General features: G+C 66.3%; 22 protein-coding genes and 2 tRNA genes. 10 read left to right on the top strand and 14 right to left on the bottom strand.

The features are described 5' to 3' along the window. Positions 1-33 precede the first annotated feature (33 nt). The 4 genes from JG616_RS01845 to JG616_RS01830 all read left to right on the top strand — a co-directional run bounded on the left by JG616_RS01845 (position 34) and on the right by JG616_RS01830 (position 6,819). Entirely contained in the window at positions 34-3,015 is a 2,982-nt protein-coding gene (locus tag JG616_RS01845) for a TonB-dependent receptor (RefSeq protein WP_199391489.1), read from the top strand. Positions 3,016-3,187: 172 nt separating this feature from the next. Beyond that, positions 3,188-4,681, top strand: a complete 1,494-nt coding sequence (locus tag JG616_RS01840) for a serine hydrolase domain-containing protein (RefSeq protein ID WP_343224959.1) — start codon at positions 3,188-3,190, stop codon at positions 4,679-4,681. An 84-nt stretch (positions 4,682-4,765) separates the two neighbouring features. Then, positions 4,766-5,599: a response regulator gene (locus JG616_RS01835; RefSeq protein ID WP_199391488.1), complete on the top strand. Its 834-nt coding sequence runs from the start codon at positions 4,766-4,768 to the stop codon at positions 5,597-5,599. Next, complete coding sequence (locus tag JG616_RS01830) at positions 5,596-6,819, top strand: EAL domain-containing response regulator (RefSeq protein ID WP_199391487.1); 1,224 nt, start codon at positions 5,596-5,598, stop codon at positions 6,817-6,819. Before JG616_RS01835 ends, JG616_RS01830 begins: the two co-directional genes overlap by 4 nt. 49 nt (positions 6,820-6,868) lie before the next feature. Here the strand turns inward: JG616_RS01830 and JG616_RS01825 are convergent. Further along, positions 6,869-6,943: transfer RNA gene (locus JG616_RS01825), tRNA-Val, on the bottom strand. A 170-nt stretch (positions 6,944-7,113) separates the two neighbouring features. Between JG616_RS01825 and JG616_RS01820 the strand changes: the two genes are divergently transcribed. The 3 genes from JG616_RS01820 to JG616_RS01810 all read left to right on the top strand — a co-directional run bounded on the left by JG616_RS01820 (position 7,114) and on the right by JG616_RS01810 (position 10,058). Beyond that, positions 7,114-8,079 (top strand): Ku protein, encoded by a 966-nt coding sequence (locus JG616_RS01820; RefSeq protein WP_199391486.1) that lies wholly within the window; start codon positions 7,114-7,116, stop codon positions 8,077-8,079. Positions 8,080-8,088: 9 nt separating this feature from the next. Further along, entirely contained in the window at positions 8,089-8,955 is an 867-nt protein-coding gene (gene ligD / locus JG616_RS01815) for a non-homologous end-joining DNA ligase (protein ID WP_199391485.1), read from the top strand. Between the two features lie 86 nt (positions 8,956-9,041). Continuing rightward, positions 9,042-10,058, top strand: coding sequence for an SDR family oxidoreductase (locus JG616_RS01810; protein WP_199391484.1), 1,017 nt, complete (start codon positions 9,042-9,044; stop codon positions 10,056-10,058). A gap of 3 nt (positions 10,059-10,061) precedes the next feature. On the opposite strand, the gene JG616_RS01805 is transcribed toward JG616_RS01810, so the two are convergent. Next, on the bottom strand, positions 10,062-11,384 hold the full coding sequence (locus tag JG616_RS01805) for a DUF445 domain-containing protein (RefSeq protein WP_199391483.1): 1,323 nt from the start codon (positions 11,382-11,384) through the stop codon (positions 10,062-10,064). 15 nt (positions 11,385-11,399) lie between these two features. Between JG616_RS01805 and JG616_RS01800 the strand changes: the two genes are divergently transcribed. Both JG616_RS01800 and JG616_RS01795 read left to right on the top strand, forming a co-directional pair. Next, a tRNA-Phe gene (locus JG616_RS01800) sits at positions 11,400-11,475 on the top strand. A gap of 448 nt (positions 11,476-11,923) precedes the next feature. After that, complete coding sequence (locus JG616_RS01795) at positions 11,924-13,081, top strand: DNA adenine methylase (RefSeq protein ID WP_199391482.1); 1,158 nt, start codon at positions 11,924-11,926, stop codon at positions 13,079-13,081. Between the two features lie 419 nt (positions 13,082-13,500). Here JG616_RS01795 and JG616_RS01790 read toward each other — a convergent pair whose 3' ends face one another. From JG616_RS01790 to JG616_RS01745, 10 genes are all read right to left on the bottom strand, one after another. Continuing rightward, on the bottom strand, positions 13,501-14,217 hold the full coding sequence (locus tag JG616_RS01790; protein ID WP_199391481.1) for a type II restriction endonuclease: 717 nt from the start codon (positions 14,215-14,217) through the stop codon (positions 13,501-13,503). A 101-nt stretch (positions 14,218-14,318) separates the two neighbouring features. Next, positions 14,319-14,984 carry a hypothetical protein gene (locus tag JG616_RS01785; RefSeq protein ID WP_235972843.1) on the bottom strand — a complete coding sequence of 222 codons (666 nt, stop codon included), beginning with the start codon at positions 14,982-14,984 and terminating at the stop codon, positions 14,319-14,321. A gap of 35 nt (positions 14,985-15,019) precedes the next feature. Next, a complete protein-coding gene (locus JG616_RS01780; RefSeq protein WP_199391480.1) occupies positions 15,020-15,766 on the bottom strand; it encodes a phage terminase large subunit in 747 nt (248 codons plus the stop codon). Then, positions 15,747-16,421 (bottom strand): hypothetical protein, encoded by a 675-nt coding sequence (locus JG616_RS01775; RefSeq protein WP_199391479.1) that lies wholly within the window; start codon positions 16,419-16,421, stop codon positions 15,747-15,749. Before JG616_RS01775 ends, JG616_RS01780 begins: the two co-directional genes overlap by 20 nt. Further along, a complete protein-coding gene (locus JG616_RS01770) occupies positions 16,408-16,752 on the bottom strand; it encodes a hypothetical protein (protein ID WP_199391478.1) in 345 nt (114 codons plus the stop codon). Before JG616_RS01770 ends, JG616_RS01775 begins: the two co-directional genes overlap by 14 nt. A gap of 102 nt (positions 16,753-16,854) precedes the next feature. After that, entirely contained in the window at positions 16,855-17,580 is a 726-nt protein-coding gene (locus JG616_RS01765) for a hypothetical protein (RefSeq protein WP_199391477.1), read from the bottom strand. 721 nt (positions 17,581-18,301) lie between these two features. Next, the gene (locus JG616_RS01760) at positions 18,302-20,245 is read right to left on the bottom strand and encodes an AAA family ATPase (protein WP_199391476.1); all 1,944 of its coding nucleotides are present in this window, start codon (positions 20,243-20,245) and stop codon (positions 18,302-18,304) included. Then, the gene (locus JG616_RS01755) at positions 20,242-20,481 is read right to left on the bottom strand and encodes a helix-turn-helix domain-containing protein (RefSeq protein WP_199391475.1); all 240 of its coding nucleotides are present in this window, start codon (positions 20,479-20,481) and stop codon (positions 20,242-20,244) included. The genes JG616_RS01760 and JG616_RS01755 overlap by 4 nt, the downstream gene beginning before the upstream one ends. Before the next feature lie 81 nt (positions 20,482-20,562). Beyond that, positions 20,563-21,117 (bottom strand): hypothetical protein, encoded by a 555-nt coding sequence (locus JG616_RS01750; protein WP_199391474.1) that lies wholly within the window; start codon positions 21,115-21,117, stop codon positions 20,563-20,565. Positions 21,118-21,119: 2 nt separating this feature from the next. After that, complete coding sequence (locus JG616_RS01745; protein ID WP_199391473.1) at positions 21,120-22,529, bottom strand: tyrosine-type recombinase/integrase; 1,410 nt, start codon at positions 22,527-22,529, stop codon at positions 21,120-21,122. Positions 22,530-22,824: 295 nt separating this feature from the next. Here JG616_RS01745 and JG616_RS01740 point away from each other — a divergent pair, with 295 nt between their 5' ends. Next, positions 22,825-23,268 carry a DUF6491 family protein gene (locus tag JG616_RS01740; RefSeq protein WP_199391472.1) on the top strand — a complete coding sequence of 148 codons (444 nt, stop codon included), beginning with the start codon at positions 22,825-22,827 and terminating at the stop codon, positions 23,266-23,268. Here the strand turns inward: JG616_RS01740 and JG616_RS13575 are convergent. After that, positions 23,244-23,519 carry an oxidative damage protection protein gene (locus JG616_RS13575; protein WP_199361558.1) on the bottom strand — a complete coding sequence of 92 codons (276 nt, stop codon included), beginning with the start codon at positions 23,517-23,519 and terminating at the stop codon, positions 23,244-23,246. The two genes, JG616_RS01740 and JG616_RS13575, sit on opposite strands and share 25 nt — an antisense overlap. After that, a complete protein-coding gene (gene mutY, locus JG616_RS01730; protein ID WP_199391934.1) occupies positions 23,516-24,559 on the bottom strand; it encodes an A/G-specific adenine glycosylase in 1,044 nt (347 codons plus the stop codon). The genes JG616_RS13575 and mutY overlap by 4 nt, the downstream gene beginning before the upstream one ends. Positions 24,560-24,566: the final 7 nt, after the last annotated feature.

The raw sequence follows: 24,566 nt of genomic DNA, 5'->3' as shown, positions 1-24,566 counted from the left end.
AACACCTGCACACCTGTTCCGGGGAGAACCGCAATGAAGGCCAGCCACACCCGATTCCGCCGAGCCGCACTCTGTATCGCCCTGGGCACCTGCCTGACCGCACTGGCGCCGGTGGCGCTGGCGCAGAGCGCCACCGGCGCGGTCGCCGGACGCGCCAGCGCGGGCGACCAGATCCAGGTGGTCAACGCCACCACCGGCGCCACCCGCACCGTGACCGCGGGCGCCGACGGCAGCTATCGCCTGGGCCAGCTGCAGGTCGGCAACTACAGCGTGCAGGTCCTGCGCGACGGCGCCGCCGTGGGTGAGCCGGTGCCTGTGAGCGTGGGACTCGGCGGCACCACCACCGTCAACCTCGGCAGCGCCGGCGGCGTGGCCGACATGGCCGCGGTGACCGTGGTCGGCGACCGGGTGGTGAACCGGGTCGACGTGCGTTCGACCGAGACCGCGACCAACGTGACGCGCGAGCAGATTTCCCGCCTGCCGGTCGACCAGAGCCTGGCTTCGGTGGCGCTGCTGGCCCCGGGCGTGGTCGCGTCGGGTGCGACGTTTGGCGGCCTGACCTTCGGTGGCGCGTCGGTCGCCGAGAACGCGGTCTACATCAACGGTCTCAACGTGACCGATCCGTATCGCCGGCAGGGCTTCTCGTCGGTGCCGTTCGGCTTCTACGACGAATTCCAGGTCAAGACCGGCGGCTACTCGGCGGAGTTCGGCCGCAGCACCGGTGGCGTGATCAACGCCGTGACCCGGTCGGGCGGCAACGAGTTCCAGTCTGGCGTGGAACTCACGATGGAGCCTTCGGCCTGGGCTTCGTCCAGGAACGACCACTATCACGACGACGGCACGCTGGATGAGCGCGACCGGACCAGTCGCGACGGGAACTCGTTCTACAAGGCCAACGTGTGGGCGTCCGGCGCCCTGGTGAAGGACCGTCTGTTCTTCTTCGGCATGTACGAAGTGCGCGACAGCAGCCCCAAGGACATCGACGAGACCGAGGCCTACCTGACCAAGGGCGACAACGATTTCTGGGGCGCCAAGCTCGATTGGCAGATCAACGACAACCACCTGCTGGAGCTCTTGGCCTTCTCCGACAAGGCCGAATCCACCACGCGGACCTACGACTATGACTGGGCTTCGGGCCGGACCGGCGACCAGAGCGGCGAATCGACCGCGGGCTCCGGCGGCGACAGCTGGTCGGTGACCTACACCGGACATTTCAGCGACAACTTCGTCGCCAAGGCGATGTATGGCATCAACGAGCGCAGCGCCACCAGCAGCAGCCCGTGGGATGCCGACTGCAGCATCGTGACGGTGTCCGGCTCGGCGCGGCAGGACTGGGGTTGCCATCCCACCAACAGCAGCATCAGCGGGCGCGTGGACGAGCGCGAGGCCATCCGGCTCGACTTCGAGTGGACGCTGGGCGACCACCTGCTGCGCTTCGGCGTCGACCAGGAGGTGATGGATTCCAACAGCTCCGTGCGCTATCCGGGCGATGGCCGCAGCTACCAGGTGCAGAACGTCACTCCCGGCGCATCGCTGAACGGGACCGTCGTTCCTCCGGGCGTGACCCGTATCGTCGACGCGCGCCGCTACATCACCGGTGCCCCGGTGACCACCGAGGCACAGGCGTTCTATCTCGAGGACAACTGGAGCGTCACCCCCAACCTCCTGCTGAACCTCGGCGTGCGCTTCGACAAGTTCCACAACAAGCTGGCCTCGGGCGCCACCTTCGCCCGCGCGGATTTCGAGGACATGGTCTCTCCCCGTGTGGGCTTCAGCTGGGACATGAAGGGTGACGGCACCACCAAGCTGTTCGCGAACGCGGGCCGCTACTACCTGCCGCTGACCAACAAGCTCACCGACTACTTCGGCGGCGGCACCACCGACGAGCACACCTACTACGTGTTCAACGGCTGGACCGACATGATCGATCCGATCACCGGCGCGCCGTACCGGCTGCCGAGCCTCGGTGCGCAGATCGGCGCGGTCAATACCGACATGAACGCACCGCCCCCGGACGACGTGCGCACCGCGGTCGCGCGCGACCTGAAGCAGGTCTACCAGGACGAGTTCATCGTGGGCTTCCAGCAGGCCATCAACCAGGCCTGGTCGTACGGCATCAACGCGACCTACCGCGAAGTGACCCGCGCCGTGGAAGACGCACGCATCAACCACGTCGAGGGCTGCGACTGGTACTCGGGCGACTGGCCGATCATCAACCCTGGCGAGTCGGTCACGCTGTGGTGCCCGGACACCGAGGACTGGGTGCAGTTCGACTCGTCGCGCGACGGCTACATCGCCTCGTTCGGCAATGGCGAGGTGATGGGTTACAGGAAGCCCAAGCGCAGCTACAAGGCCGTCGAATTCCAGCTCGACCGCGCGTGGGACGACAAGTGGGCGGTGAACTTCAGCTACCTGTGGTCGAAGACCGAGGGCAACCTGGAGGGCCCGGTCAACTCCGACACGGGCTATGCGGATACCAACCTGGTGCAGCACTACGACCATCCCGCCAACAACGAGCGCTATGGCGTGCTGTTCAACGACTTCCGCCACCAGTTCAAGCTGCGCGGCAGCTACCGGCTCAACGAGATGTGGAGCTTCGGCGCCACCGCGACCGCGCGTTCGGGCGGTCCGATCACGGCCTTCGGCGTGGTCTGGCCGGATGACACCCGCAGCGCTGGTGGCCCGGGCGAGTTCAGCGGCGGCGGCTCCGGCTGGCTGTGCGTGGCCAACTGCAACAACCCGGCCACGCGCGAGCTGGTCTACTCCGAGCGCGGCGCCTTCGGTCGCATGCCGTGGGTGAAGGACGTCGGCGTCAACGTGACCTGGACGCTGCCGGTGGAGGACATCGACCTCAAGGCGCGCTTCTCGGTCTACAACCTGTTCAACAGCCAGACCATGGTGAACGTGCACTCGCGCTACGAGAGCACGCCGGGTACGCGGATGCCGTACTTCGGGCAGGGAACCGCGTGGCAGGCCCCGCGTTACGCGCAGCTGGTCGTGACCTGGAACTTCTGACGGGCGCAGGGCGCGGGTGGTCGGGTGGCGGTCCGGAGCCGCCACCCGCTCCATCCGCAAGGGAGTAGGTGTGGCAGGAAAGGGTGTCCTCTTCGCGGCCGTTGCCACGGCCGCGATTTTTTTTGTCGCGTCCCCGGTCGGCGCCACCGACGAGGCCTGGCCCTCCCGGGCCGTGGCCGCGGCCGTGGACGACGCGGCGGCGCATTACGGCCTTCCGGGTATTGCCGTGGGCGTGGTGGAAGGCGGCAAAGTTCGGCAGATGGAGCTGCGCGGCGAGGGTGTCGCCGGCAGCGGCGAAGCCATCACCGCCGACACGCTGTTCAAGGTCGCGTCCAATACCAAGGCCATGACCGCCGCGCTGCTGGCGCGCCAGGTCGATGCCGGCCTGCTGGCCTGGGACGATCCGGTGGTGAAGCACCTGCCCGGCTTCCGCATGCTTGAGGAGTGGGTCACGCGCGAGATGCAGGTGCGCGACCTGCTGATCCACAACAGCGGCCTCGGGCCCGGGGCCGGGGACCTGATGCTCTGGCCGGAACCCAATGCCTTCACCCGTGAGGACGTGATCGCCGGCCTGGCCCACCTGAAGCCGCGCTGGAGCTTCCGCTCCCGCTACGCCTACGACAACACGCTCTACATCGTGGCCGGGGAAGTCGCGGCCGCGGCGGGCGGGGCGCCCTACGACGTGCTGCTGCGCCGCGAGGTGTTCGAGCCGCTGGGCATGGACGGCTGCCGCATCGGCGAGTGGCGCGTCGACGAGACCGGCCCGGTGGCCGCACCGCACGGGCGCCGCGACGGCAGCTGGGTGGCGCGGCCCGATGGCCCGCTGGTCGCGGACATGCCGATGGCCGCGGCCGGTGGCGTGCGCTGCAGCCTGCAGGACATGCTGCGCTGGGTGCAGGCCTGGTTGGACCCTGCCACCGCCGGCCCGGACGGGCGGCCATGGCTGTCGGCAACGCAGCGCAGCGCCGTCTGGACGGCACACATGCCGATGCCGCTGACCACGCGCATGCGCGACTGGAACCGCAGCCACTATTCCGCCTACGGCTACGGCTGGCGCCTGAGCGACGTCGACGGCACGGCCAAGGTCGCGCATACCGGCACGCTGTCGGGCATGTATTCCGCCGTGACCCTGCTGCCCGAGCGGGACGTCGGCTTCGTGATCCTGCTCAACGGCGATGCCGGCGACGCGCGGACCGTGCTCGAGCAGACGCTTGGCAAGCACTTCAGCGCGCCGCAGGAACGGCGCAACGTCGCGCACTACGTCCAGGCGCTGGCCGCCGGGCCCGGTCCGCAGGACGCGGCCTCCGGAGACGGGCAGGGTGCGGCACGCGCGCCCGTCGCCCCAGCCCCCGCGCCGGCCTGGCTGGGCCGCTACCGCGATCCATGGTTCGGCGAGGTCACGGTCTGTCGCTCGGGCGACGGCGTCCGCTTCACGTCGGCCAAGTCGCCGCGGCTGTCGGGACCGGTGCTCAGTGCGGGAGGCAGGCTCCTGGTCGACTTCGACACCCTCGGCCCTGACGCCGACGCATGGCTCGACGTTGGTGGCGAGGCTGGCGGCAGGCCAGGGCTGACAATGGCCAAGGTCGATCCCGAGGCGGACTTCAGCTACGACTACGAGGATCTGGCGTTCACCTACGTCGGGGCCTGCGAGGCTGCCGGTCTGTGACGCGCAGCACGGGGGGCGGCAAGCCCTCCGGATAACATGTTGCGAAGCAGCATCGACCGTTTCCGCTGCTCCATGGAGGGGAGCGTGACGGAATTTCCAGGCACAGGGCGACGCATCCTCGTGGTCGAGGACGATGCCACCAACCGCAGCGTGCTGGCCCGCCAGCTGGCCATGGTCGGCGTCGACGCGGAGATGGCCGGCAACGGCATGGAAGGCCTGGAGCGGTGGCGCGGCGGCGACTTCGCGCTGGTCCTGAGCGACCTGCACATGCCGGTCATGGACGGCTTCGGCCTGGTGCGTGCGATCCGCGACGAAGAGGCGGCCATCAGGACGCCCGTGCTGGCCTTCAGCGCCGACGTGCGCATCGGACAGGCCGAAAAGGCGCGTGACGCCGGTTTCGATGAATTCCTGGCCAAGCCCATGCAGCTCGACGGGCTGCGCGCGGTGCTGGGCCGCTGGCTGGCGGCGCCGGCAACGCCGGCATCCGCGCGGGCGACCCCGGGTCAAGCCAGCCAGGCACGCCCGGACGGCACCCTGCCTTGCGCCGAGTTCGATGCCGGCGCGCTCCGCGAGCTGGTTGGCGACGAACCGGCGGTGGTGCTGGAGATCCTGGCCTATTTCGACGAGGTCGCGACCGGCATCCGCGCCGACCTGCTGGCCGCCGCGGCCGCGGGCGATGCCGCCGGGGCCGGGATGCTGGCACACCGGCTGAAGTCGTCCGCGCGATCGGTCGGCGCCGCGCCGCTGGGCCTGCTGTGCGCGCGGCTCGAGGAACACGCCGGGTCGGTGCAGGGCGCGGGTTTCGCCGCGCTGGTGGACGAAGTGGTGCAGGCGCTCGACGCGGCGCTGGTGGCGATGCGCCGCTGGCGCGCCGTTGGCGGCGCGCGTGGGCAGGACATGACGAGGTACGCGCTTTGAAGATCCTGGTAGTCGACGACGACGATTTCACCACCCGGCTGCTGCACATCCAGCTGCGGGCGCTGGGCCTGCGGAAGAGCGGGTATTCCAGCATCGAGCTGTGCTCACGCGGCGAAGAAGCCCTGGAGCGGCTGTCGGCGGATCCGGCCGGCGTCGGCCTGGTGATCTGCGACCTGCGCATGCCCGGCATGGACGGCGTCGAATTCGTGCGCCATCTGGCCAAGGCCGGCTTTGGCGGCGCGCTGGCGCTGATGAGCGGCGCCGACGCGCGGGTGCTGCAGGCCGCGGAACAGGTGGCGCGCGCCCAGGGGCTGCATGTCCTCGGCACGCTGGCCAAGCCGGTGCAGCCCGCGGCGCTGCGCGCTTTGCTGGACGGCCATCGCGACGCCAACGGCACGGGCGACGCAGGCGAGGCGTCGGCCGGGTTCTCCGCGCAGGACGCGGCCGAACTGGAATCGGCGATCACGGCCGGCGAGCTGTTCAACCTCTACCAGCCGAAGGTGGACCTGCACAGCGGTGAAGTGGTCGCGGTCGAGGCCCTGGCGCGCTGGCAGCACCGCACGCGCGGCATCGTCATGCCGGCCGAGTTTGTCCCGCTGGCCGAGAAGGCCGGGCTGATCCGCCCGCTGGCGCGCGTCGTGCTGTCCAACGCGCTGCACGACGCCCGCAACTGGACGACCGGCGGCCGCGAACTGGACGTCGCGGTCAACCTGACCATGGCGAACCTGGCCACGCTTGACATCCCGGAGCGCATCGCCCGCCTGGCCGCGGCCGCGGGCTTCCCGCTGGAGCGACTGGTGCTCGAGCTGTCCGAGAGCCACCTGCCGACGGAGCCACAGGCGCAGCTGGACATCATGACGAGGCTGCGCCTGAAGGGTGTCCGGCTGGCGATCGACGAGTTCGGCACCGGCTTTTCCAACCTCGCGCAGCTGCGGGAGATGCCGTTCTCCGAGCTCAAGATCGACCGGGGCTTCGTCCGCGGCGTCGCCCACGACCCGTCGCGTCGCGCGATGGTGCAGGCGGCGCTGGCGCTGGCACGCGAACTCGACGTGCAGACCGTGGCGGTCGGGGTCGAGACCACCGACGACCTGGCGTGCCTGCGGGAGTTCGGCTGCCACATCGGCCAGGGCGTGCTGATCGCCGAGCCGATGCCGGCGTCGGACGTGATGCGCTGGGTCACGGGCTGGCCGTCGATGCGCGGCGGGTTGATGGCGGCCTAGCCGCGGCACAAACAGAAACCCCCGGCAAGCCGGGGGTTTTTGCTGGATCTGGTGGGCGGTGCAGGGATCGAACCTGCGACCCTTGCCGTGTGAAGGCAATGCTCTACCGCTGAGCTAACCGCCCGAAGTGGCCGCGCAGTATACAGCAGCGGGGACGGGGTCCCGCAAGCCCCGGGCCGTTCCCGGCGAGACGTCGGACCCGGCCGACGACGCCATGGGTCGACCGCGTTTCACCGCCGTCTCACCTTGCCCGGCCTAGCGTCCGGAGTCCTTCCATCGACCTGCGAGGGCTCCATGGCCCGTCCCATCTGGACCGGAACGCTGAGCTTCGGGCTGTTGAACGTGCCGGTCTCGCTCATGTCCGGCGAACGGCGCGTCGACATCAGCTTCCGGATGCTGGATTCCCGCGACAAGAATCCCGTGCGCTACGAGCGCGTCAACGCCGAGACCGGCGAGGAGGTGCCGTGGAAGGACGTGGTCAAGGCCTTCGAGTACGACAAGGGCAGCTATGTCGTGCTGGAGCAGGACGACATCAAGTCGGCGGCGCCGGAGAGCCACGAGACGGTCGAGGTCGAAACCTTCGTCGACGCCGGCGACATTCCCCCGACCTACTACGAGAAGCCCTACATCCTGGTGCCGGGCAAGAAGGCCGAAAAAGGCTACGTGCTGCTGCGCGAGACCCTGCGCGACACCGGCAAGGCCGGGATCGCGCGGGTGGTCATCCGCACCCGCGAATACCTCGCCGCGGTGCTGCCACAGGGCGACGCGCTGATCCTCATGCTGCTGCGCTATCCGCAGGAAGTCGTGGATGCCTCCGAACATCGCCTGCCCGAGGGCGAGGCCGCCGACTACCGCATCAACGCGAAGGAGCGCGAAATGGCGAAGCAGCTCATCGAAGCGATGAGCGGCGAGTGGGATCCCTCGCAGTACCGCAACGAGTTCCGCGAGCGGCTGGAGAAGGTGATCCGCGACCGGATGAAGTCCCAGGGCGTGGTGTCGCGGCCCGACGACGACGATCGCGACGTGCCCGAGGATGCGACCACCAACGTGGTGGACTTCATGGCCCTGCTGCAGAAGAGCATCGGCAACAACAAGCGCACGCCGGCGAAGAAGGGCAGCGGCAAGGCCCAGGCCACGGACGATGCGGCCGAAGCGAAACCGGCAAGGAAGGCCGCGAAGAAGGCCGGCAAGAAGGCCGCGAAGAAGGTGGGCAAGGCGCCGGCCAAGGCCGCGAAGACGGCCGCGCGCAAGGCCGGGTAAGGCGCGGCCATGGGTGAACCGACGCGCCTCACCAGTCCGGACCGCGTCGTCTTCGAAGGCGCCGGTTACACCAAGCAGGACGTGGTGGAGTACTACCGCGCGGTGGCCGACTGGATGCTGCCGGAACTCGCGCGCAGGCCGCTGTCGCTGGTGCGCTGCCCCGACGGCGCGGCCGGCCAGTGTTTCTTCCAGAAGCACTACGCCGAGTCCCTGGGCGACGACGTGCGCTCCATCGACCTGATGCAGAAGAGTGGCGTCGAGCCCTATCTGTATGTCGACGATATCGAGGGCGTGACCGACCTGGTGCAGATGAACGCGCTGGAGTTCCACCCGTGGGGCTCGCGGATCGAGGATCCTGAGCTGCCGGACCGGCTGGTCTTCGACCTGGATCCGGGCGAAGGCACGGGCTGGCCCGATGTGCTGCGCGGTGCACGCGACGTGCGCGACCGGCTGCGCAAACTGGGGCTCGAGAACTTCGTGCGCCTGTCGGGCGGCAAGGGCGTGCACGTGGTCGTGCCGATCGCGCCGGGGCCGTCCTGGGACGACGCGCGCGCGTTCTCCGACGCGTTCGCCAACCACATGGCCCTGCAGGCGCCGGCGCGCTACGTGGCCACCATGTCCAAGGCCAAGCGTCCCGGGAAGATCTTCATCGACTGGCTGCGCAATGCGCGCGGCGCGACCAGCGTCGCCTCCTGGTCCCTGCGCGCGCGCCAGGGTGGGCCGGTGGCGGTACCGATCCGCTGGGAGGAGCTCGGCCGCGTGGACGGGCCCGCCGCCTTCGACCTGCGTGCCGCCCGCCAGCGCGCGGCGCGCATGCGCAAGGATCCCTGGGAAGGCTTCGAGACCCTGGCGCAGACCCTCCCGGCGATCGGCTGACACCGCCTGCACGCGGCGATGACGGGTCGCCAACGCCGGCGCGCGTAGCGTCGACGGCCAACGATGGATTCCGGGAGGCGGTTTCGATGGCGACGAAGAAGGCAGGCAAGTCGGCGAAGACGGGCGGGAGTGCGAAGACGGGCGAGGCGACCGCCGCGCGCCAGCGGAGCATCCAGCGCGAGGCGCTGCAGGCCGCGAAGCAGGCGAAGAAGAAGGCTCCGGCCAAGAAGTCCCCCGCACAGGCCAGCGCACGCAAGCAGCCGACCCGACTGCCGGCCCAGCATCTCGCCAAGCCCGGCAAGGAGGCCGACCTCGACCTCCAGCCGCGCTTCACCGCGCCGGACTACGCCGGCAGCGGCAAGCTCGAGGGCATGGCGGCGATCGTGACCGGCGGCGACTCGGGAATCGGTCGCGCCGTGGCGGTGCTGTTCGCGCGCGAAGGCGCCGACGTCGCGGTGCTGCATCTGGCCGAGGACGGGGACGCGCAGGAGACGCGTCGCCATGTCGAGGCCGAGGGTCGGCGCTGCCTGGTCATTGCCGGCGACGTGCGTGACCCGGCGTTCTGCGAGGACGCCGTGGGCCAGGTGGTCGACGCCTTCGGGCGGCTCGACGTGCTGGTCAACAACGCGGCCTTCCAGCAGCACGTCGAGCGCCTGGAAGACCTGACCGACGCGCACCTGCAGGAGACGCTGCAGACCAACATCGCCGGCTACTTCCACATGGCGCGCGCCGCGCTTCCGCACATGGAGCAGGGCGCCAGCATCATCAACACGGGCTCGGAGACGGGCATCTTCGGCAATCCCAAGCTGCTCGACTACTCGGCGACCAAGGGCGCGATCCACGCCTTCACCCTGTCGCTGGCCAGCAACCTGCTCGATCGCGGCATCCGCGTGAACTGCGTCGCGCCCGGGCCCGTGTGGACGCCGCTCAACCCGGCCGACAAGCCGGCGGAGGACGTGGCGAAGTTCGGCAAGGACAGCGACATGGGGCGTCCTGCGCAGCCCGAAGAGCTGTCGCCGGCCTACGTCTTCCTCGCGTCGCCGGTGATGTCGTCGTACGTGAACGGCGCGATCCTGCCGGTGATGGGCGGACCGCGCGGCTGAGGGTCACACCAGTGCCTGGATCGCGTGCACCAGGGCATACAGCACGCCGCCGATCAGCGCGCCGACGGCGGTGCCGTTGTAGCGGATGAACTGCAGGTCGGAGCCGACCGCGAGTTCGAGCTCGCGCGTGAGTTCCTCGGCGCTCCACTGGTGCACGCGCTCGACGATGAAATCGCGGATGCCTTCGCGGTAGCGCTCGACCTCGGGCAGCACCAGTTCCACCACGCCTTCGTTGATCCACGCCCGCATGGCATCGTCGGCGGCCAGCCGTGAGCCGACTTCCGCACCGATCGAGGAGATGCGGGTCGCGATCGCGGAATCGTCGCGCTCCACGTCCTCGCGGATCCAGGTGGCGAGGTCGCGCCACAGGCTGCGCAGGTAGCGCGACAGGTCGGAATCCTCGATCAGCTGGTCGCGGAAGGCGTTGACGCGCTCGCGCAGCGACGGGTCGTCCTCCAGGCGCACGATCAGCCGCTCGAACTCGGCGCCGATGCGCTGGCGCATCTCGTGGTCGCGGTCGCCAGCCATGTCGCTGACCATGCCGGCCATGCCGGCCACGAGCTTGTTGGCGACCTTGTCGGCCACCACGCCATCGATCTTCAGGTAGCGCAGCACCTTCCACAGCTCGCGCCCGGCGAGATCGGCCACGCGCTCATGGGTTCCGGGTGCCGCCAGGACCTCGCCGGCGTAGCCCAGTCCCGCATCGACCAGCGCCTGGTGGCGGCCATCGGCGGTGAGCTGGCGCAGCACAACCGCCACCACGCCCGACAGGTCGACCTGGCGCAGGCGCGCGTCGGCGATGCGGTGCAGGAAGCGGTGCAGCTCGTCGCTGTCGAGCGCGTCGAGGATGCGGGGCAGGGCGTTGGCGAGCGCGCGGCCCATGGTGCCGGCGAAGGCGGAGTCGGCGAGCTTGCCGGCGATGGCTCCGGCGATATCCATCGACTGGAGCTTTTCCGCCACCTGGCGGGTGCCGAGGAAGTGGTCGCAGATGAAGTCCGCGAGGCTGGCGCCCAGCGCGTCCTTCTTCGACGGGATGATCGCGGTGTGCGGGATCCAGCGCATGCCCATCGGATGCCGGAAGAGCGCGACGATCGCGAACCAGTCGGCCAGGCCACCGACCAGCGCGGCTTCGAACACCGCCGCGAGGAAGCCGAAGGCCCAGTGCGGATGCGTGCGCTCGAGCACCGAGACGACCGCGAGCCCCGCGCCGGCGATGCCCAGCAGGCCGAGCGCGATCGCCTTGCGGCGGCGCAGCGCGGCTTCGCGGGGATCGGTGATCGGCGGCATCGCGACAGGGTAGCGCGAAGACGCGGGCTCCCGTATCATTCCGGGCTCGCCAGTGGCCGGGTAGCTCAGTTGGTAGAGCAGGGGATTGAAAATCCCCGTGTCGGGGGTTCGATTCCCTCCCCGGCCACCATTGCGAAGTTTTGTAACCGATGGCCCTGCAAGGCTTTTTGCCCTGCGGGGCTTTTCGTTTGTGTGGTCGGCGCGCCTTACGGCGGCTGCTATGGCCCGACTGTGGCCCGACTGCGGTACGGGCTCGGTTGCCGGCTCGCAACTCGACAGGGCGAGCCTACAACGGCACGCGGCGAAGCCCTACGGCGAGCCCGCCGCGCGGCCTAGGGCAGTGGCAGGCGAGCGCGGGCACGCTGCACACAGCCCCGGGGCCTAGGCCACCACGCGCAGCGTCGGTCGAACGGCAGCGATACACCGGCCCCGGGTGCCCTACTCGTAGTGGCGGCTTGCCACGTCGCGCGAACAAGCAAGGCAGCGCCGGTAAGGGTCATAACGTCCATCTCGCTCTCGTCCTAGTAGCCCACCGAGGGACTAGCTCCCCTGCAACCCAGTCCAAACTCGCCTTTACGATGGTCAGCCATAAAGGGTTTAATTCAATAGCTGTCACCACTCACTACCTAGAGGATCTCTTGAACAGCCAAGCAGCCTTCGACTTGCGCGCCCAAGGGCCACTTGTTGCGCTTCCACGTTTTCCTGCAACCCGCTACCAAGGCTCTAAGCGCAAGGTATTGCCTCTGTTGAAGCAAACCTTCGATCGCATTGAGTTTGCATCGTGTATCGATCTGTTTTCGGGAACGGGCACTGTAACGCTGCTGCTAAGATTGTTGGGAAAGAAGACCCTATCGAATGATTTCCTTGCGTTTAACCGAGCTTGCGCAAGGCTATTCCAAACGATAACCCCGGAACTACTTTCTGGCACGGATCACGCGACTCAGCTAGCGTATTTAATCCAGTACGCACCTCTTGACGGGCCGCGCTACGTTGGAACCAACTACTCCGGTGTATTTTTCTTAGACGAAGAAAACGAGCAAATCGATAGGTTTGCGCAACATATAAGAGCTGTGGAAGAGCCGTTGCAGTCCCTCTACATCTATGCCTTTGGTCAGGCACTACTTAAGAAGCGACCGTATAACCTGTTTCACAGATCGAACTTGAGCATGAGGACGAAAGACGTGAAGCGCTCGTTCGGCAATGCTGTCACGTGGGAAACGCCCGCAATCAAGCACGCACTGAATGCAGTAGATGAACTGCGGAAATTTCCACTTGGCGATCCCATTGTTGGATCGACCGTGATGGGAGTGAACACTCAGAACATCGAAGACATTCCAAACTCAGTAGACTTGGTTTACTTAGACCCCCCCTATGTAAACTCGCGTGGCACAGGCGTGGACTATTCGGATTTCTACGGATTTCTCGACGGGCTATGTGATCACTCGTTATTCAACAAGCCGGATCACGACTACCCGCACAAACCAATTGGCAGGCAGTATTCCGCATGGATAAAGGCTGACTCTGCTCTTTTCGAATTGGAACGAATTCGCGAGCGGTTTAGCTCTAGCGTACTAGTCATGAGCTATCGCTCAGACGGGTCGCCCGGCCTCCATCAGATAAATGAGGTTCTCGGTGCTGGCGGGAGATGCATAGAAGTGTTCAGCACAGGCGGCTATAAGTACGCCTTATCCCAAGCCCAAGGCTCAGACGAAATCGTCATCGTCGCCTCGCCATAAGCACCAAAAGTGTCCCCGCATCGAAGCGTGCAGCGCCTGTTTAAGAGGTTGCATCGAGCTCTTGACGACAAAATCATCCACCTGAAGCGTGGACTTCCGCGCCTTGGTGATTCTGACCCAAGTACCTACTCTTTGAATTCGATCCTTGTAGTAGCCCGGATAAGAGGAAGTATCCGAAGGCAGCGACCGCGACAGCTCCTCTAATTTATAGACTGAGATACTTCCCACCTTCTTTCCGCTGCTGGGGCCAGTAAGTGCAACATACATACCAGCCTTTGGCACCGTAACACTTGCTATGGGATTCCCGTATTTCCCGAACCAGCAATGTCCTTGAGCCTTGATAACTAGGTTCACTTCGTCGATCGGATTGACCCCGTCGATATTGCTACAACGAATTGCCAAGAATCTAGACATGGCACTCAGATGTAGCTCGCGAAATCTGGGTGGTCGTGCAATTCCTGTGGCGACCCAATCAAACCGCAGTAGTGCGGATAGCCAGCCCAATATCGGTCGCAAGCCTGCTTGCCTCGGCTAAAGTGCGAAAATGGCCCCATCACCGTTTGGAATTCAGCCGGGTTTCGCGTCATGACACTGCCGATGTTTTTCGTGTTGCCGCTCCCGGCCCGCAGACCGGTTATTTCATGTTTCCGACGAATGAATAGCGTGACGTCTCTATACGGACAAGCGATTTCTCCGTTTCCAGGCATAGAATCAAGGTCATATTCCCTGAAGGCGGGGTTTTGTGCATATATGAATCCTAGGACCCAATGTTCCGAATACGTATCGTAATGATGCAAGATGTTCTTTGTGGGGCGAACTAAGAATGAGTTATAGCCTCCTAGAGTGAAGGACATGCGGTTCGAAGCGTAGGTGGTCTTCACATCCAACGCAATTCTGTGCAATACCTGCCCAGCGGGATCGGATACGGACAACGTAAAGTCCGGATAGGTTGTTTGATTGGCGAGCTCCACGACATAACCGCTGCGTTTCGCGATCGTCCGAATAACGGGGCTCGATAGGCGCTCAAAAACTGTGGAGATGACCTTTGTATCAGTGTCTATCGGGTGTACGTAACCCTGATAGTCTAAGAAGCCATGGACGCGCCAGTCCCAGGTCGCTGTGAGCTCCAAAAACATTGTGCGAAAGTGATCTATATTCAACACTTGATAGCCCCCTATTTCCCGCCCAAGAGGCTATCACAGCGGTTTCCGTGAGTCTGCTAGACGTCGCGTCAGGCTTATCTCCTCGCCCACACAATGGGCACGTCCCGCGCCGGCTCCGGGCGACTGAGCCCGAACACCGCAAGGGCAAGCGCCAACACAAGGTCATCGTGAGCGCCTTCGCGCGCGTTGAACGTGGCATTACCCGCATCGGTAAACCGCACGCGGAAGTCCTGTAGCTCACGCAGCAGCACCGGGGCGTCGGGGAGGCTGGCGGCGATGCGAAGCTCGCCAGCGTGCAACAGGGCTTGCAGCTTGCTCACTAGCTCGCCTTTCGGCACCGACCACCCTGCCCTGTGGCGCGTGGTGTCGCGCCCACCCGTAATAACGACGCCTTGCGCCCTGCGCAGCGCGTGGCGGCCCGCGAACATATCGAACACCGGGCGACCCACGCCCGTGTAGTCGACCAACACGCGCGGCGACAGGCGGTTAAGCGGCGGGCGGCACAGCATGGCCTCCAACTGGTCCACCTGCGCCGGGTACGGCATCCCGAGTCGCAGGCGTTCAAGGTGCTGGACCTCATATCGCGGATTACGCTCCGGGTTCAGCGATTCCAGCGCGGGGTTCGCGGCCTTCGACGTGATCTTGGAGACCACGGCAATGGCCGTTGGGTCGTGCGCCTGCCCAATGTCGATGCCCACGGCGATGGCGCGGCGACGTATTAGGGCGATTTCACCCTTCAACCTCGGGCTATCCGAAGGCACGGTGACGTAGGTATCTAGCTCCATAGTGACTGCACCTCATTGGTCAGGGCGGCTTCGATCAACTCCGAAGCAAAGAACTGCTCATCCGTGTCCACGAACTCGGTCAAATATTCTTGGCGGTACTGCCAGTCACCCACGAGGCGACGTTCCTCGGCGAGCCAATCGGCGTCGATGCGTGGGCAGTCGTCGGCGGTCACCTTGGTGCGCTCCCAGCCTTCGCCGTATTCCCACGCCTCGTAAAACCAACCCCGCTTGCCGAACGGAGTCGTGAGCGCCACGAACCGGCCTTGAGTCGTCGCGAGCATCGGGCGCACGGCGGCGAACAACGCGTTATCGACGCGGCTGGCTTCGTCAATGATTACGGTCTTGGCTCCCGAGTAGCCGCGGATGGTGCCCTCGGTACCGGGGAGCGCGATGATGCGACTGCCGTTGGCGAGCTCCAGGCGCATCGCGGACTCCTGCACGACGCGGGGCACGTCGGGCAGGGCGCTGTAAACCTCGCGCACCTTGCGGAACAGCTCCGAGCTCTGGCGCTGCGCCGGCGCAATCAGCAGTACCAGTCCCGGGTCATACAGGGCTTGGTGCACAGCAAGCGATGCCGACGTGGTGGACTTGCCGCTCTGGCGGCTGCACAGCAGCAGCATCCGGCGCGAATCGCTGTTCAGTACGGCCTCCTGCCACGGGTCTGGTTCCATACCCGCGTCGCGCATTACCGACGCAGGCTCCAGCATCCGCGTCAGGTCACGCGCGAGGATCGACACGTTCGGCCTCCACGTCGATCACCTGCGCCTGCCGCTTCGCACGGCTGCGGCGGGTTACTTCCCGGCTCTTCGCCAACTCGGCAACGGCGGCGGCGCGTTCCTCGGGCGACTCCTGCCGTGGCTCGTCGGGCGACTCGATCTGCCGCAGGGCGGCGGCCACGTCGGCCCGGGCTTCGGGGTGCGCTTTTAGCGCCTGCATGATCGTCGTTCGCAGAGCGTGGAACTCGGGCAGCAGCAGGACGTTGTTCGTCACATTCACCGAGCCGGTGCGAATGTCGCCCAGGAGCTTCGCGGTCAGCTCTAGGTTCCGTCCGATCTGATTGCCGATGGCCGCCGCGCCCCGGTAATCGTCTTGCAGGGTGGCGGCGTCCATTAGGCCGTACAGGCGACCACGCACCGCCACGAGGTGCTGGAGCACGCCTTCGGATTCGGTGATGCGCAGGTTCTCGAGGTCCTGCGGGGTCATGCGGCCACGGGTCATTAGCTGGCCGTGCAGCTCGGCGCTCATATGGCGTTGGCCGTGCCTCCATACCGAGTCGGCGGAAAGCCCGTACCGCTTGCCCAGCACACGGATGGGCACCTTGTTTGCAAGCCCGAGCTCAATCGAAGCGCGGTCGGGGTGATCACACACCTTGCAGCCGTTAGCTTTCGTCACGGGTGAGCTCCCATTCGAGCCACGCGATGGTGGATTCCGCATAGAAGATCGCGGCGGCCACGCGACCGCGCTTGGCGAGGGCCTTACGACCCGATTCCCCGAGACGATCAAGGAACGCGGCAGCTTCGGCCCGGTCGCTGGGGTCGGCGTACTCCATGCCGATGGCCTGCATCCGCGCGTCCACGCTGTCGCCAGTGACCTCGGCATCCGCCTTGAAGCTGCGGAGCGCCTCGCGCGCAGCGTCGATGCTGCGAAGGCGCGCCGTGCGTCGGCGGTGCAGGCTGAGCGCGTCGCGCAGCGGGCGCAGGACTTGGCTCGGCAGCGGAGCCATGAAGTCCCACCAGTGAGGCTGGAATTGTTGCGGTTTTTCGAAAGCGCCCGGCCCCTCGCCGCCTCCGCCCCCTGCTGGGGGTGTACCCCCTTGGGCCATGGCTCAGTCCTCCATGAGCGAACGAAGGGCGGCGGCCTTGTCGAAGTCCACCAGTTCATTGATTGCCCACGCCACGCCCTGCTCCAGCGTGTTGAGGTGGCGCTCGCGGTCCTCGACGTCCTTGGGCTCCGTCAGGAGGCCAGGGTCACGGAGGCCGAAGATCGTGTCCCGCATCGCCTTATGAGTCTCGAACGCGACGCCCGACAGCGCAGCCGGCACGCTTGCCACTGCGTACTTGACCAGCATCGCGTCGTCGCCAGTGAGCGAATCGAGGAACGACGCGCGCTCCGCGTAGGTCATGCCGCGAAGCACTTGACGCACTTCGCCTGCCGCTGCGCGCCAGTCGTCGCGGGGCGCGTGCAGGGCGTTGGCAGTGCGGTTGGCGAGGTCGTTGCGCCTAGTAGCAATGATGTATCGCTGCGCTTCGATGTCCGCGCCGATGCTCTCGGCGTGCTTCTTTACCTCGGACTCTGCGCTGAGCAGCTTTTCATTGGCCGTGAGGATCGGATTCTTGTGCAGCTTTGCGAGGTTCAGCGTCAGCCCCGTCAGCCGTTCGGCGACCAGCTTGCGGAACGGTGCGCCAGAGTCGTCGCCGTGGTTTGCGCACGCTTCGTTGAACGTAGCCGGGTCGGGCAGCGTCGGCGGCTTCGGGGCGTTGGCCCGGGCGCGCCGTGCTTCGTCTTGGCGGGCGCGGTTGTCGGCGGCAATGCGGGCGTCTATGGGGTTCATGGCGCGGCGTTCCTAGGGTGGTGCCCTAAGGTGTCGCACCGGCCTGCTACACGGGCGGCGGTTGCGTAGCAGGGTGCAAAAACTCGCCGCGCGGGCCACAGTCGGGCCATCGTGTAACCGGGCAATTGCATGCGCGCAGGAAGCTAGTGTTTATGCGGCCTGCGGGCGTCAAACACGGGGTTACGATGGCCCCGTGTCGGCATATGGAGTAGGGCTCAGTGCTCCGGGTGATGCGGGCAGACAATCGGAAAGTGCATCGACTCGGCCCGCTAACACCGCCAACCCTTACACCACCGATTAATTGGCGGCCTTAACCCCCTAACACTACAAATAACCCTTGTTTTTAAAGGGTATAGTTAAGGCCGCCAGCGTGTGGCGGTGTTGGCGGTCTTAACCTTAACACCGCCAAGGGTTAACACCGCCAACAGCCTTGGCGGTGTTGGCGGTCTTAGTTGTAGCCTTGTTTTTAAGGGGTTTCGCGTGCTTTTTGGCATTAAGGCCGCCAATTAATCGAACGTGTAACGGCTGGCGGTGTTGGTCGGCGAAGCACCGAGCAGGGGGCACCAACCGCTCCGAACCCTGCCGCAGCCTCGACCCTAACCCCCGCTGCCGCCGCAGGCCGCCCCGGCCTGCGCACACGGCCCGCGCAGGGCCGCCCCGCCACTACCCTACCGCCCAGTGCGCCTGCCCCGCACAGGGCCGCGCAGGCGGCTACACCGCGTTAGCGTCTAACACCCTTAACAACGGGCAGGCTCCATGCCCAAATGCCTGCGCCACGCTTGCCCGGTGCGCCTTGGCGGGTGGCGACGATACCGAGCTCGTCTTTGGCGCGTTCGACGGTGCGCCACGCGATGCAGTCGGCGTCGGCGCGCTCCTTTAGTTCCTTCGACGGCACGGGGCCGTCATGGAGCATGGCGCTCAGCCACTCTGCGGCCTCGTCCTTCGGGTGGCGCTTGGCCTCGACCTGTCCGAGCAGTTCGTCTGCAAAGCCGAACAGGGGGCGGCCCCACTCGATACGCGAAACCTGCGTGGGCGTGCCCCCTACGTCCCGGTTCTCGACGGCGATTGAGTACGCGAAGCCATCGCCGGTGGTGCCGATGTTGTTCTTGGCGCGCACGATGCGGCCCTCACCCTCTGACCCCATTGCCGTTGCAAGCACTGTACGGGCCACCGCGTTGAACGCGACCGACCCAATCACGCGGTCCGCCGTGCTGCGTCCTGCGGTGTTCTTGGCGTAGTGCGTAATGCCGACCACTGCTGCCCCTGTGTCGGCGGCGAGATTAAGCACGGGCTGCAAGCCACGGCGAACCTCCGCGTTCTTGTGGCTGTCGCCCTGCACCATGCTCACGATCGGATCGATGATCACCAGCGCCAAGTTCGGCAAGCGGCGCGCGGCGCGCTCAAGCGCGGGCATGTCGGTCGCGGGGTCAAAGACCTGGTCCTCGTTCGTAACAAAGTGGACGCGGGACAGCTCGGCTCCGGCCTCGCGCAATCGAGGCACCAAGGTTTGTGCAACGGCGTCCTCGCCCGACCAGACGATCACGCTCCCGGTTGGGGCTTTCGTGCCGTCGGGCCACTTGCCACCTGTCGTTACCATGGCCGCGATGGTGAGGGCGATGGTCGTTTTACCCGTGCCGCCGTTGCCTGCGATAAGGGTCAGCATTCCACGGGCAAGGTAGCCGCCCCACAGCCAGCTGATCGCCTCGGGAGCAATGTCGCTGGCTCGGGTCAGCCGGAGCCCGGAGCCCTGTGGTGCGATGGTCGGCAGTGCCAGCACGTCGGCTGCGGTGGCGGCGGGGTGCTGTGCGAGCCAATCGGCGGCGTCGTCGCCTTCGGCATCCTGTCCGAGTGCAGTCACATCGACCACGGCGACGGTGCAGCCTTTGTCGTCCAGGACTTCGGCAACGTCGGCAGCGTACTGCTCGCCCGGGGCGTCGTTGTCGGGCCACACGACGCAGGTACGCCCTGCGAGCGGCGACCAGTCGGCTTTAGCGGCGCTCTTGGCGGCTCCGCTGGTTGTAGCCGCGATGCCGATTGCCGCCAGCGCGTCGGCGCACTTTTCCCCCTCGACGACGTAGATGGGGCCGTCGTGTGCCAGCACCTCGGGCAGTCGATACAGCGGCTTGCCAGCGCGCGGGGCAGGGGGCTCCTTGGCGATCCACGTGTCACCGTTATGGTGGAACGGGAGGATCTTCTTGTCGCCGCTCTTGTTCTCGAACCGCGCGCGCCAGCTCCACACCTTGCCCGTGGCGAGTCGGTAGGGATAAAGCGCGGCGAGCTTGTAGCCGGTCATCGAAGCGGGGCCAAGCTCTTTGGCGGCGCAGGCGGCGGCCTCGCGGTCGGCGTCGGTAAGCGGAGCAATGGTCGTGAGGTTCGGCTTCGTCGCGCTAGGCTTGCGCTGAGCCTTAGGCTTTGGCTTCGACTTCGGCGCATGACCAGCCGGGAACAGGTCCGCCGTGGTGATGCCTAGCGCCTCGCACACTGCGCCGGCGGTGCAACCGGCGTGGCAATGCATGCCGACGGTTCCATCCGGCTTGATTGCGACCGACAGCGATGCCGTGCTGTCGTCGTGCGCGGGGCACTTCGCCTTGTGCTGCGAACCCGGTTTGGGCGTAATGCCCAGCACCGCGAACGCGGTGCGAAGTGGGGATGCGTCGGCTTTCATGCGCGCACCTTGCGACCGTTGGTTACGGGGGCCTTGGTGTCGCTGATCTGCTGCAACCACCCGATAACATCGCTGCGGCGATAGAACAGTCGCTTGCCGATGTAGAAGTGGTCGGGCCCGTACCCGTTCGCCTTCCAATACTTCAGGGTCCGAATATGGACCCCGATCTCCTGCGCGGCTTGGCGCGCCGTCATAAAGTCGCTGACGACTTGGGTCAGTTCCTGGGGTGAAGCCATGGTTGCCACCGTTGGGGTTGTTTCGGTGGCACCTAAGCTATGGCCCGGTGCGGCTACGCGGGCAATGGTTGCGTAGCAGGCTTAGCGAAAATCGCGTGCCCTGAGGGCGTCGTATGCATCTTCATAGACTTTGCGGCGTGCCGGGTCAGACTCATCCCTGTCTACGCCCGTCTCCTGTTCCGCCTTCCGCTTCATCCACTCTGTTTCAGCCTCCCGCTTGCTAGTAATCCCAGTGACTGCGTGATCTTCTAGAAGCTGTTTTACTCCACGCTCCCGCTCAATGTGGAACCGTTGCTTGGGGTGAAGGTAACGCGAATCTGTGAAGTCCTTTATGACCTTTACGTTGCGTGATCTAACTGCACTTTCCGGCGGGTCGTTCGCGAACAGATCCGCGATCATCCGAAGCTCTTTGATGTTCTTGCTGTTTCTCGCTCGGTCCCGCAGCGCCATCTCGGCAGGGCTGCTTCCAAGAGGGTTCATGGCGACGTAAAGGCCATCCAAAAGGCTGCGTTCAAAGATGGCCGGGCGGTAGTCGTCGCCTTCATCGGTAATTGTCCCTTGCGCCCCGCTCAATGATGCGTAGAAAACTGAAGTTTGCGCCAAGGCGTGCATCCGGGCCTTCGTAACTGCGTCCATGATTAGCGCCCTCCCATAGCGGCGAAGGGAACGACGTTGTCAGCGAACGAGGGTTCCTTGCCGCGAATCATCGTCTCCAAGTACCGCGCCCACGCTTCCAGTGCTTCGCGACGCTGCCGGATAAAACCGCTCTTGTTGTAGTGCGTATCCGTGACGCCGGTGGTAGCGTGATTCAGCGTGCGCTTGACGATGTACTCTGACACGCCGATATCAAACAGACCCGTCGTTACCGTGCGGCGGAGGTCGTGGGGTGTAAATGATTCGACGCCAAGCCGCGCCAGCCGGGGCGCAATGTCGCGCAGCGCAGCGGCCAAGCGAAACTCAGTCAGCACGCCAGGACCACCGCCGTTCGCCTTGCGGCGACTGCGACCGCTGGGGAACACATAGGGCGACTGGTTGCCTCGCCGCTTGGCGAAGATTTCCATCACCTCGTCAGTAAGTGGCACCACGTCGGCGCGACGCGACTTGCTGCGACCCGGCACGTCGGCGGGCTTGTTCCAAAGCTTGGCGTGGAAGTCGATCTCGCACCATTCAATACCTGCGGCCTCACTAGGGCGGCAGCCGGTAAGCATCATCAGTCGCAGACAATCGCTAATGTCTTCGGCCATGTACCGCCTAGGGCGGGTGAGCAGGTAGAACGCACGGAACTCGCGTTGCGTCACCAGCGCGCGTTCCTTCGGCTGCGGCGGCTTGGCGACCAGCTTTTTCTTCAACCCGCGCGCCGGATTCTCGGTGATGGTATCCAGCTCATCGTCATCGACGGCGAATGCGTACAGGCCATTGACCAGCGAGAGGACGTGGACGACCTCGGACGCCTTGCCCTGCGCGCGAATCGGCCTAACGAGGGCGGCCACATCGGCGCGGGTAATGCTGTTGGCCTTTCGGCTGCCCCACGCGGGGCGCAGGTAGCGCTCTATCCGCCGCTTCGCGCGTCGCAAGGTGTCCGGCCGCAGCTTGGGGCCGTACTCTGCGATATAGCGGTCGCAAAGCTGGCAGACCGTTACGTCCCGGGCCTCGCGCAGTCGGGCAGCCTCTACCTCTGCCGCTGCACGCTCGCGGTCTGCGCGCTCGGCCTCGCGCTCGGCGGCCAGCCGCTCGGCTTCGGCCTTGCGCTCGGCGTAGGGGTCGCGCCCTTCGGCCACGATACCGGCCAGTCGGATGGCCTCTTTGCGCATAGCGGGCAGCACCGATGCGAGGCTGCGGCCACTGGCTGGGGACCACGGGCCAAGCACCATGCGTCGGGCGCTACCGCCTGCAACGCCGCTGCCGTAGCAGTAAAGGAAGGACGGAACGCCGCTCGGCGTAAAGCGGACTGCGAGGCCCTTTGTCTCTGTGTCGTAGTCGATCACGTTGCCCTTAGTGGGGCGCTCGCGTGTGCGGATGTAGTCGTCGCTGAGCTTGATCTTTGCCATGGGCGCGTCCTCGTGTGGCCCGGCTATGGCCCGATTGTGGCCCGACCGGAGTTGCACCGGCCACCATCGCCGGCCACCGTAGTGTACGCCCTCGCCACTTAAAAAGCCTAGAAATATCAAGCAGTTGCGTAACTAGCCAGTTACAGAACAGGGCGGGGCCAACGAAACAATGGCTTACATAGCTTCGACTTGGGCCTTGAAAATCCCCGTGTCGGGGGTTCGATTCCCTCCCCGGCCACCATTGCGCGATGATCGAAGGCCGTTTCCAGCGCCGCGCCGCGGCGGGAGAGGCACCATGCAAGGCAGGCTTCCAGCCGTCGCGATCGCTGCGCTCCTGGCCCTCCAGGGCTGCGCCAGCACCGGCATGACCGGTGCCGAAAAACTCGCCACCTACCGCGCCGCCGCCGGCGAACCCGTGTCCAGCTTCAGCTACCTCGGGCGGATCAGCGGCTGGACGCCGCTCGACGATGGGCACATCGCCGTGTGGACGCGGCCGCGCGAGGCCTGGCTGCTGAGCTTCCACGGCCTCTGCCCGGACGTCGCCTACAGTCCGGTGATCGGGCTCACCAGCCAGAACAGCAGGGTCTACGCCGGCTTCGACAAGGTGCTGGTGGATGGCCGCAGTTCGATGCAGCTGCCCTGCCGCATCCGCGAGATCCGCCCGCTCGACACGATGCGCATCAAGGCGGCGGAACAGGAGGCGAGGGAAGCGGCTCAGGCCCCGTCTTCGGGGACGTAGCCCGCCGGCGCCTCGGCGCCACCCTCGAACAGGAACTTCTGCATCTCGCGCTCGAGAAAGGCGCGATGTTCCGGATCCATCGGCGACAGGCGGTTCTCGTTGATCAGCATGGTCTGGTGCGCAAGCCACGCCGCCCAGGCAGGCTTGCCGATGCCGGCGAAGACGCGCTTGCCGAGCTCGCCGGGCCAGGGCACGAAGTCCAGGCCTTCGGCCTCACGCTTTTCGTATTCGCAATGCACGGTGCGGCTCACGTTTCCTGCTCCTGTTCGGATTCGAACTGCGCCTGGACGAGCGTGCGGACCGGCGCCGGGATGCCCAGGGCGGCCAGCGCGTCGCGCGGTACCCAGCGCAGGTCCTCATTGTCCCGCACCGCGGCGGCGCTGGCGACCGCGCGCCAGCGCCGCGGATGCATGGTGAGGCGGTAGTGGCTGAAGACGTGCGCGACGGAGTCCAGTGCCTCGGCCTGGGCGTAGTCGCCATCGACATGGCCTTCGAACCAGGCACGCGCCGCCTCTTCGTCGGCGGCTTCGGGCAGGGACCAGAGCTGCGCCCAGACGCCGGCCGGCGGCCTGCGCTGCAGCAGCACGCGGCCTTCGGCGTCGCGCATCAGCAGGAGCACGGCCTCGCGCGTGGGCAGCGCCTTCGTGGGTTTGGGCGTGGGCAGTTCCGCGGTGCGCCGCTGTGCATGGGCTTCGCAGCCCTGTCGCAGGGGACAGGCGCTGCAGGCCGGTGCGTGGCGGGTGCAGACCGTGGCACCGAGGTCCATCTGCGCCTGGGTGTAGTCGGCCAGGCGGCTCGCCGGCAGGTGCTGCTGTGCGAATTCCCACAGCCGCTTCTGCACCGCGGGCTGGCCGGGCCAGCCCTCGACGCCGTGGTAGCGGGCGAGCACGCGCCTGACGTTGCCGTCCAGGATCGCGAAACGGTCACCCCAGGCCTGGGCGAGGATCGCGCCCGCGGTGCTGCGGCCGATGCCGGGCAGCGCGAGGAGCGCGTCGAAGTCGCGCGGCAGGTCGCCGCCGTGGATTCCCGCGCAGGCGCGGGCAGCGGCATGCAGGTTGCGCGCGCGTGCGTAGTAGCCGAGGCCCGACCAGAGGCCGAGGACCGCGTCCAGCGGCGCGGCGGCGAGCGCGGCGACCGAGGGCAGGCTGGCGACGAAGCGCTCGAAGTAGGGCACGACCACGCGCACCTGGGTCTGCTGCAGCATGATCTCCGACAACCACACGCGGTAGGGCGTGCGCGGGTGCTGCCAGGGCAGGTCGTGGCGGCCGTGGACGTCGAACCAGTCGAGCAGCGGCGTC

This window comes from Luteimonas sp. MC1895 (assembly GCF_016457215.1).
Taxonomy (GTDB): Bacteria; Pseudomonadota; Gammaproteobacteria; order Xanthomonadales; family Xanthomonadaceae; genus Luteimonas.
Note: the sequence above shows the minus strand (reverse complement) of the source record. Positions and strands in the feature narration are given on the sequence as shown.

Bases quoted from the DNA above. Each gene is read 5' to 3' on its own strand.
- JG616_RS01845 (WP_199391489.1), top strand. From the start codon at position 34: ATGAAGGCCAGCCACACCCGATTCCGCCGAGCCGCACTCTGTATCGCC.
- JG616_RS01820 (WP_199391486.1), top strand. From the start codon at position 7,114: ATGGCCCGTCCCATCTGGACCGGAACGCTGAGCTTCGGGCTGTTGAAC.
- ligD (WP_199391485.1), top strand. From the start codon at position 8,089: ATGGGTGAACCGACGCGCCTCACCAGTCCGGACCGCGTCGTCTTCGAA.
- JG616_RS01810 (WP_199391484.1), top strand. From the start codon at position 9,042: ATGGCGACGAAGAAGGCAGGCAAGTCGGCGAAGACGGGCGGGAGTGCG.
- JG616_RS01805 (WP_199391483.1), bottom strand. From the start codon at position 11,384: ATGATACGGGAGCCCGCGTCTTCGCGCTACCCTGTCGCGATGCCGCCG.
- JG616_RS01795 (WP_199391482.1), top strand. From the start codon at position 11,924: ATGGTCAGCCATAAAGGGTTTAATTCAATAGCTGTCACCACTCACTAC.
- JG616_RS01790 (WP_199391481.1), bottom strand. From the start codon at position 14,217: ATGTTTTTGGAGCTCACAGCGACCTGGGACTGGCGCGTCCATGGCTTC.
- JG616_RS01770 (WP_199391478.1), bottom strand. From the start codon at position 16,752: ATGGCTCCGCTGCCGAGCCAAGTCCTGCGCCCGCTGCGCGACGCGCTC.
- JG616_RS01765 (WP_199391477.1), bottom strand. From the start codon at position 17,580: ATGAACCCCATAGACGCCCGCATTGCCGCCGACAACCGCGCCCGCCAA.
- JG616_RS01760 (WP_199391476.1), bottom strand. From the start codon at position 20,245: ATGAAAGCCGACGCATCCCCACTTCGCACCGCGTTCGCGGTGCTGGGC.
- JG616_RS01755 (WP_199391475.1), bottom strand. From the start codon at position 20,481: ATGGCTTCACCCCAGGAACTGACCCAAGTCGTCAGCGACTTTATGACG.
- JG616_RS01750 (WP_199391474.1), bottom strand. From the start codon at position 21,117: ATGGACGCAGTTACGAAGGCCCGGATGCACGCCTTGGCGCAAACTTCA.
- JG616_RS01745 (WP_199391473.1), bottom strand. From the start codon at position 22,529: ATGGCAAAGATCAAGCTCAGCGACGACTACATCCGCACACGCGAGCGC.
- JG616_RS01740 (WP_199391472.1), top strand. From the start codon at position 22,825: ATGCAAGGCAGGCTTCCAGCCGTCGCGATCGCTGCGCTCCTGGCCCTC.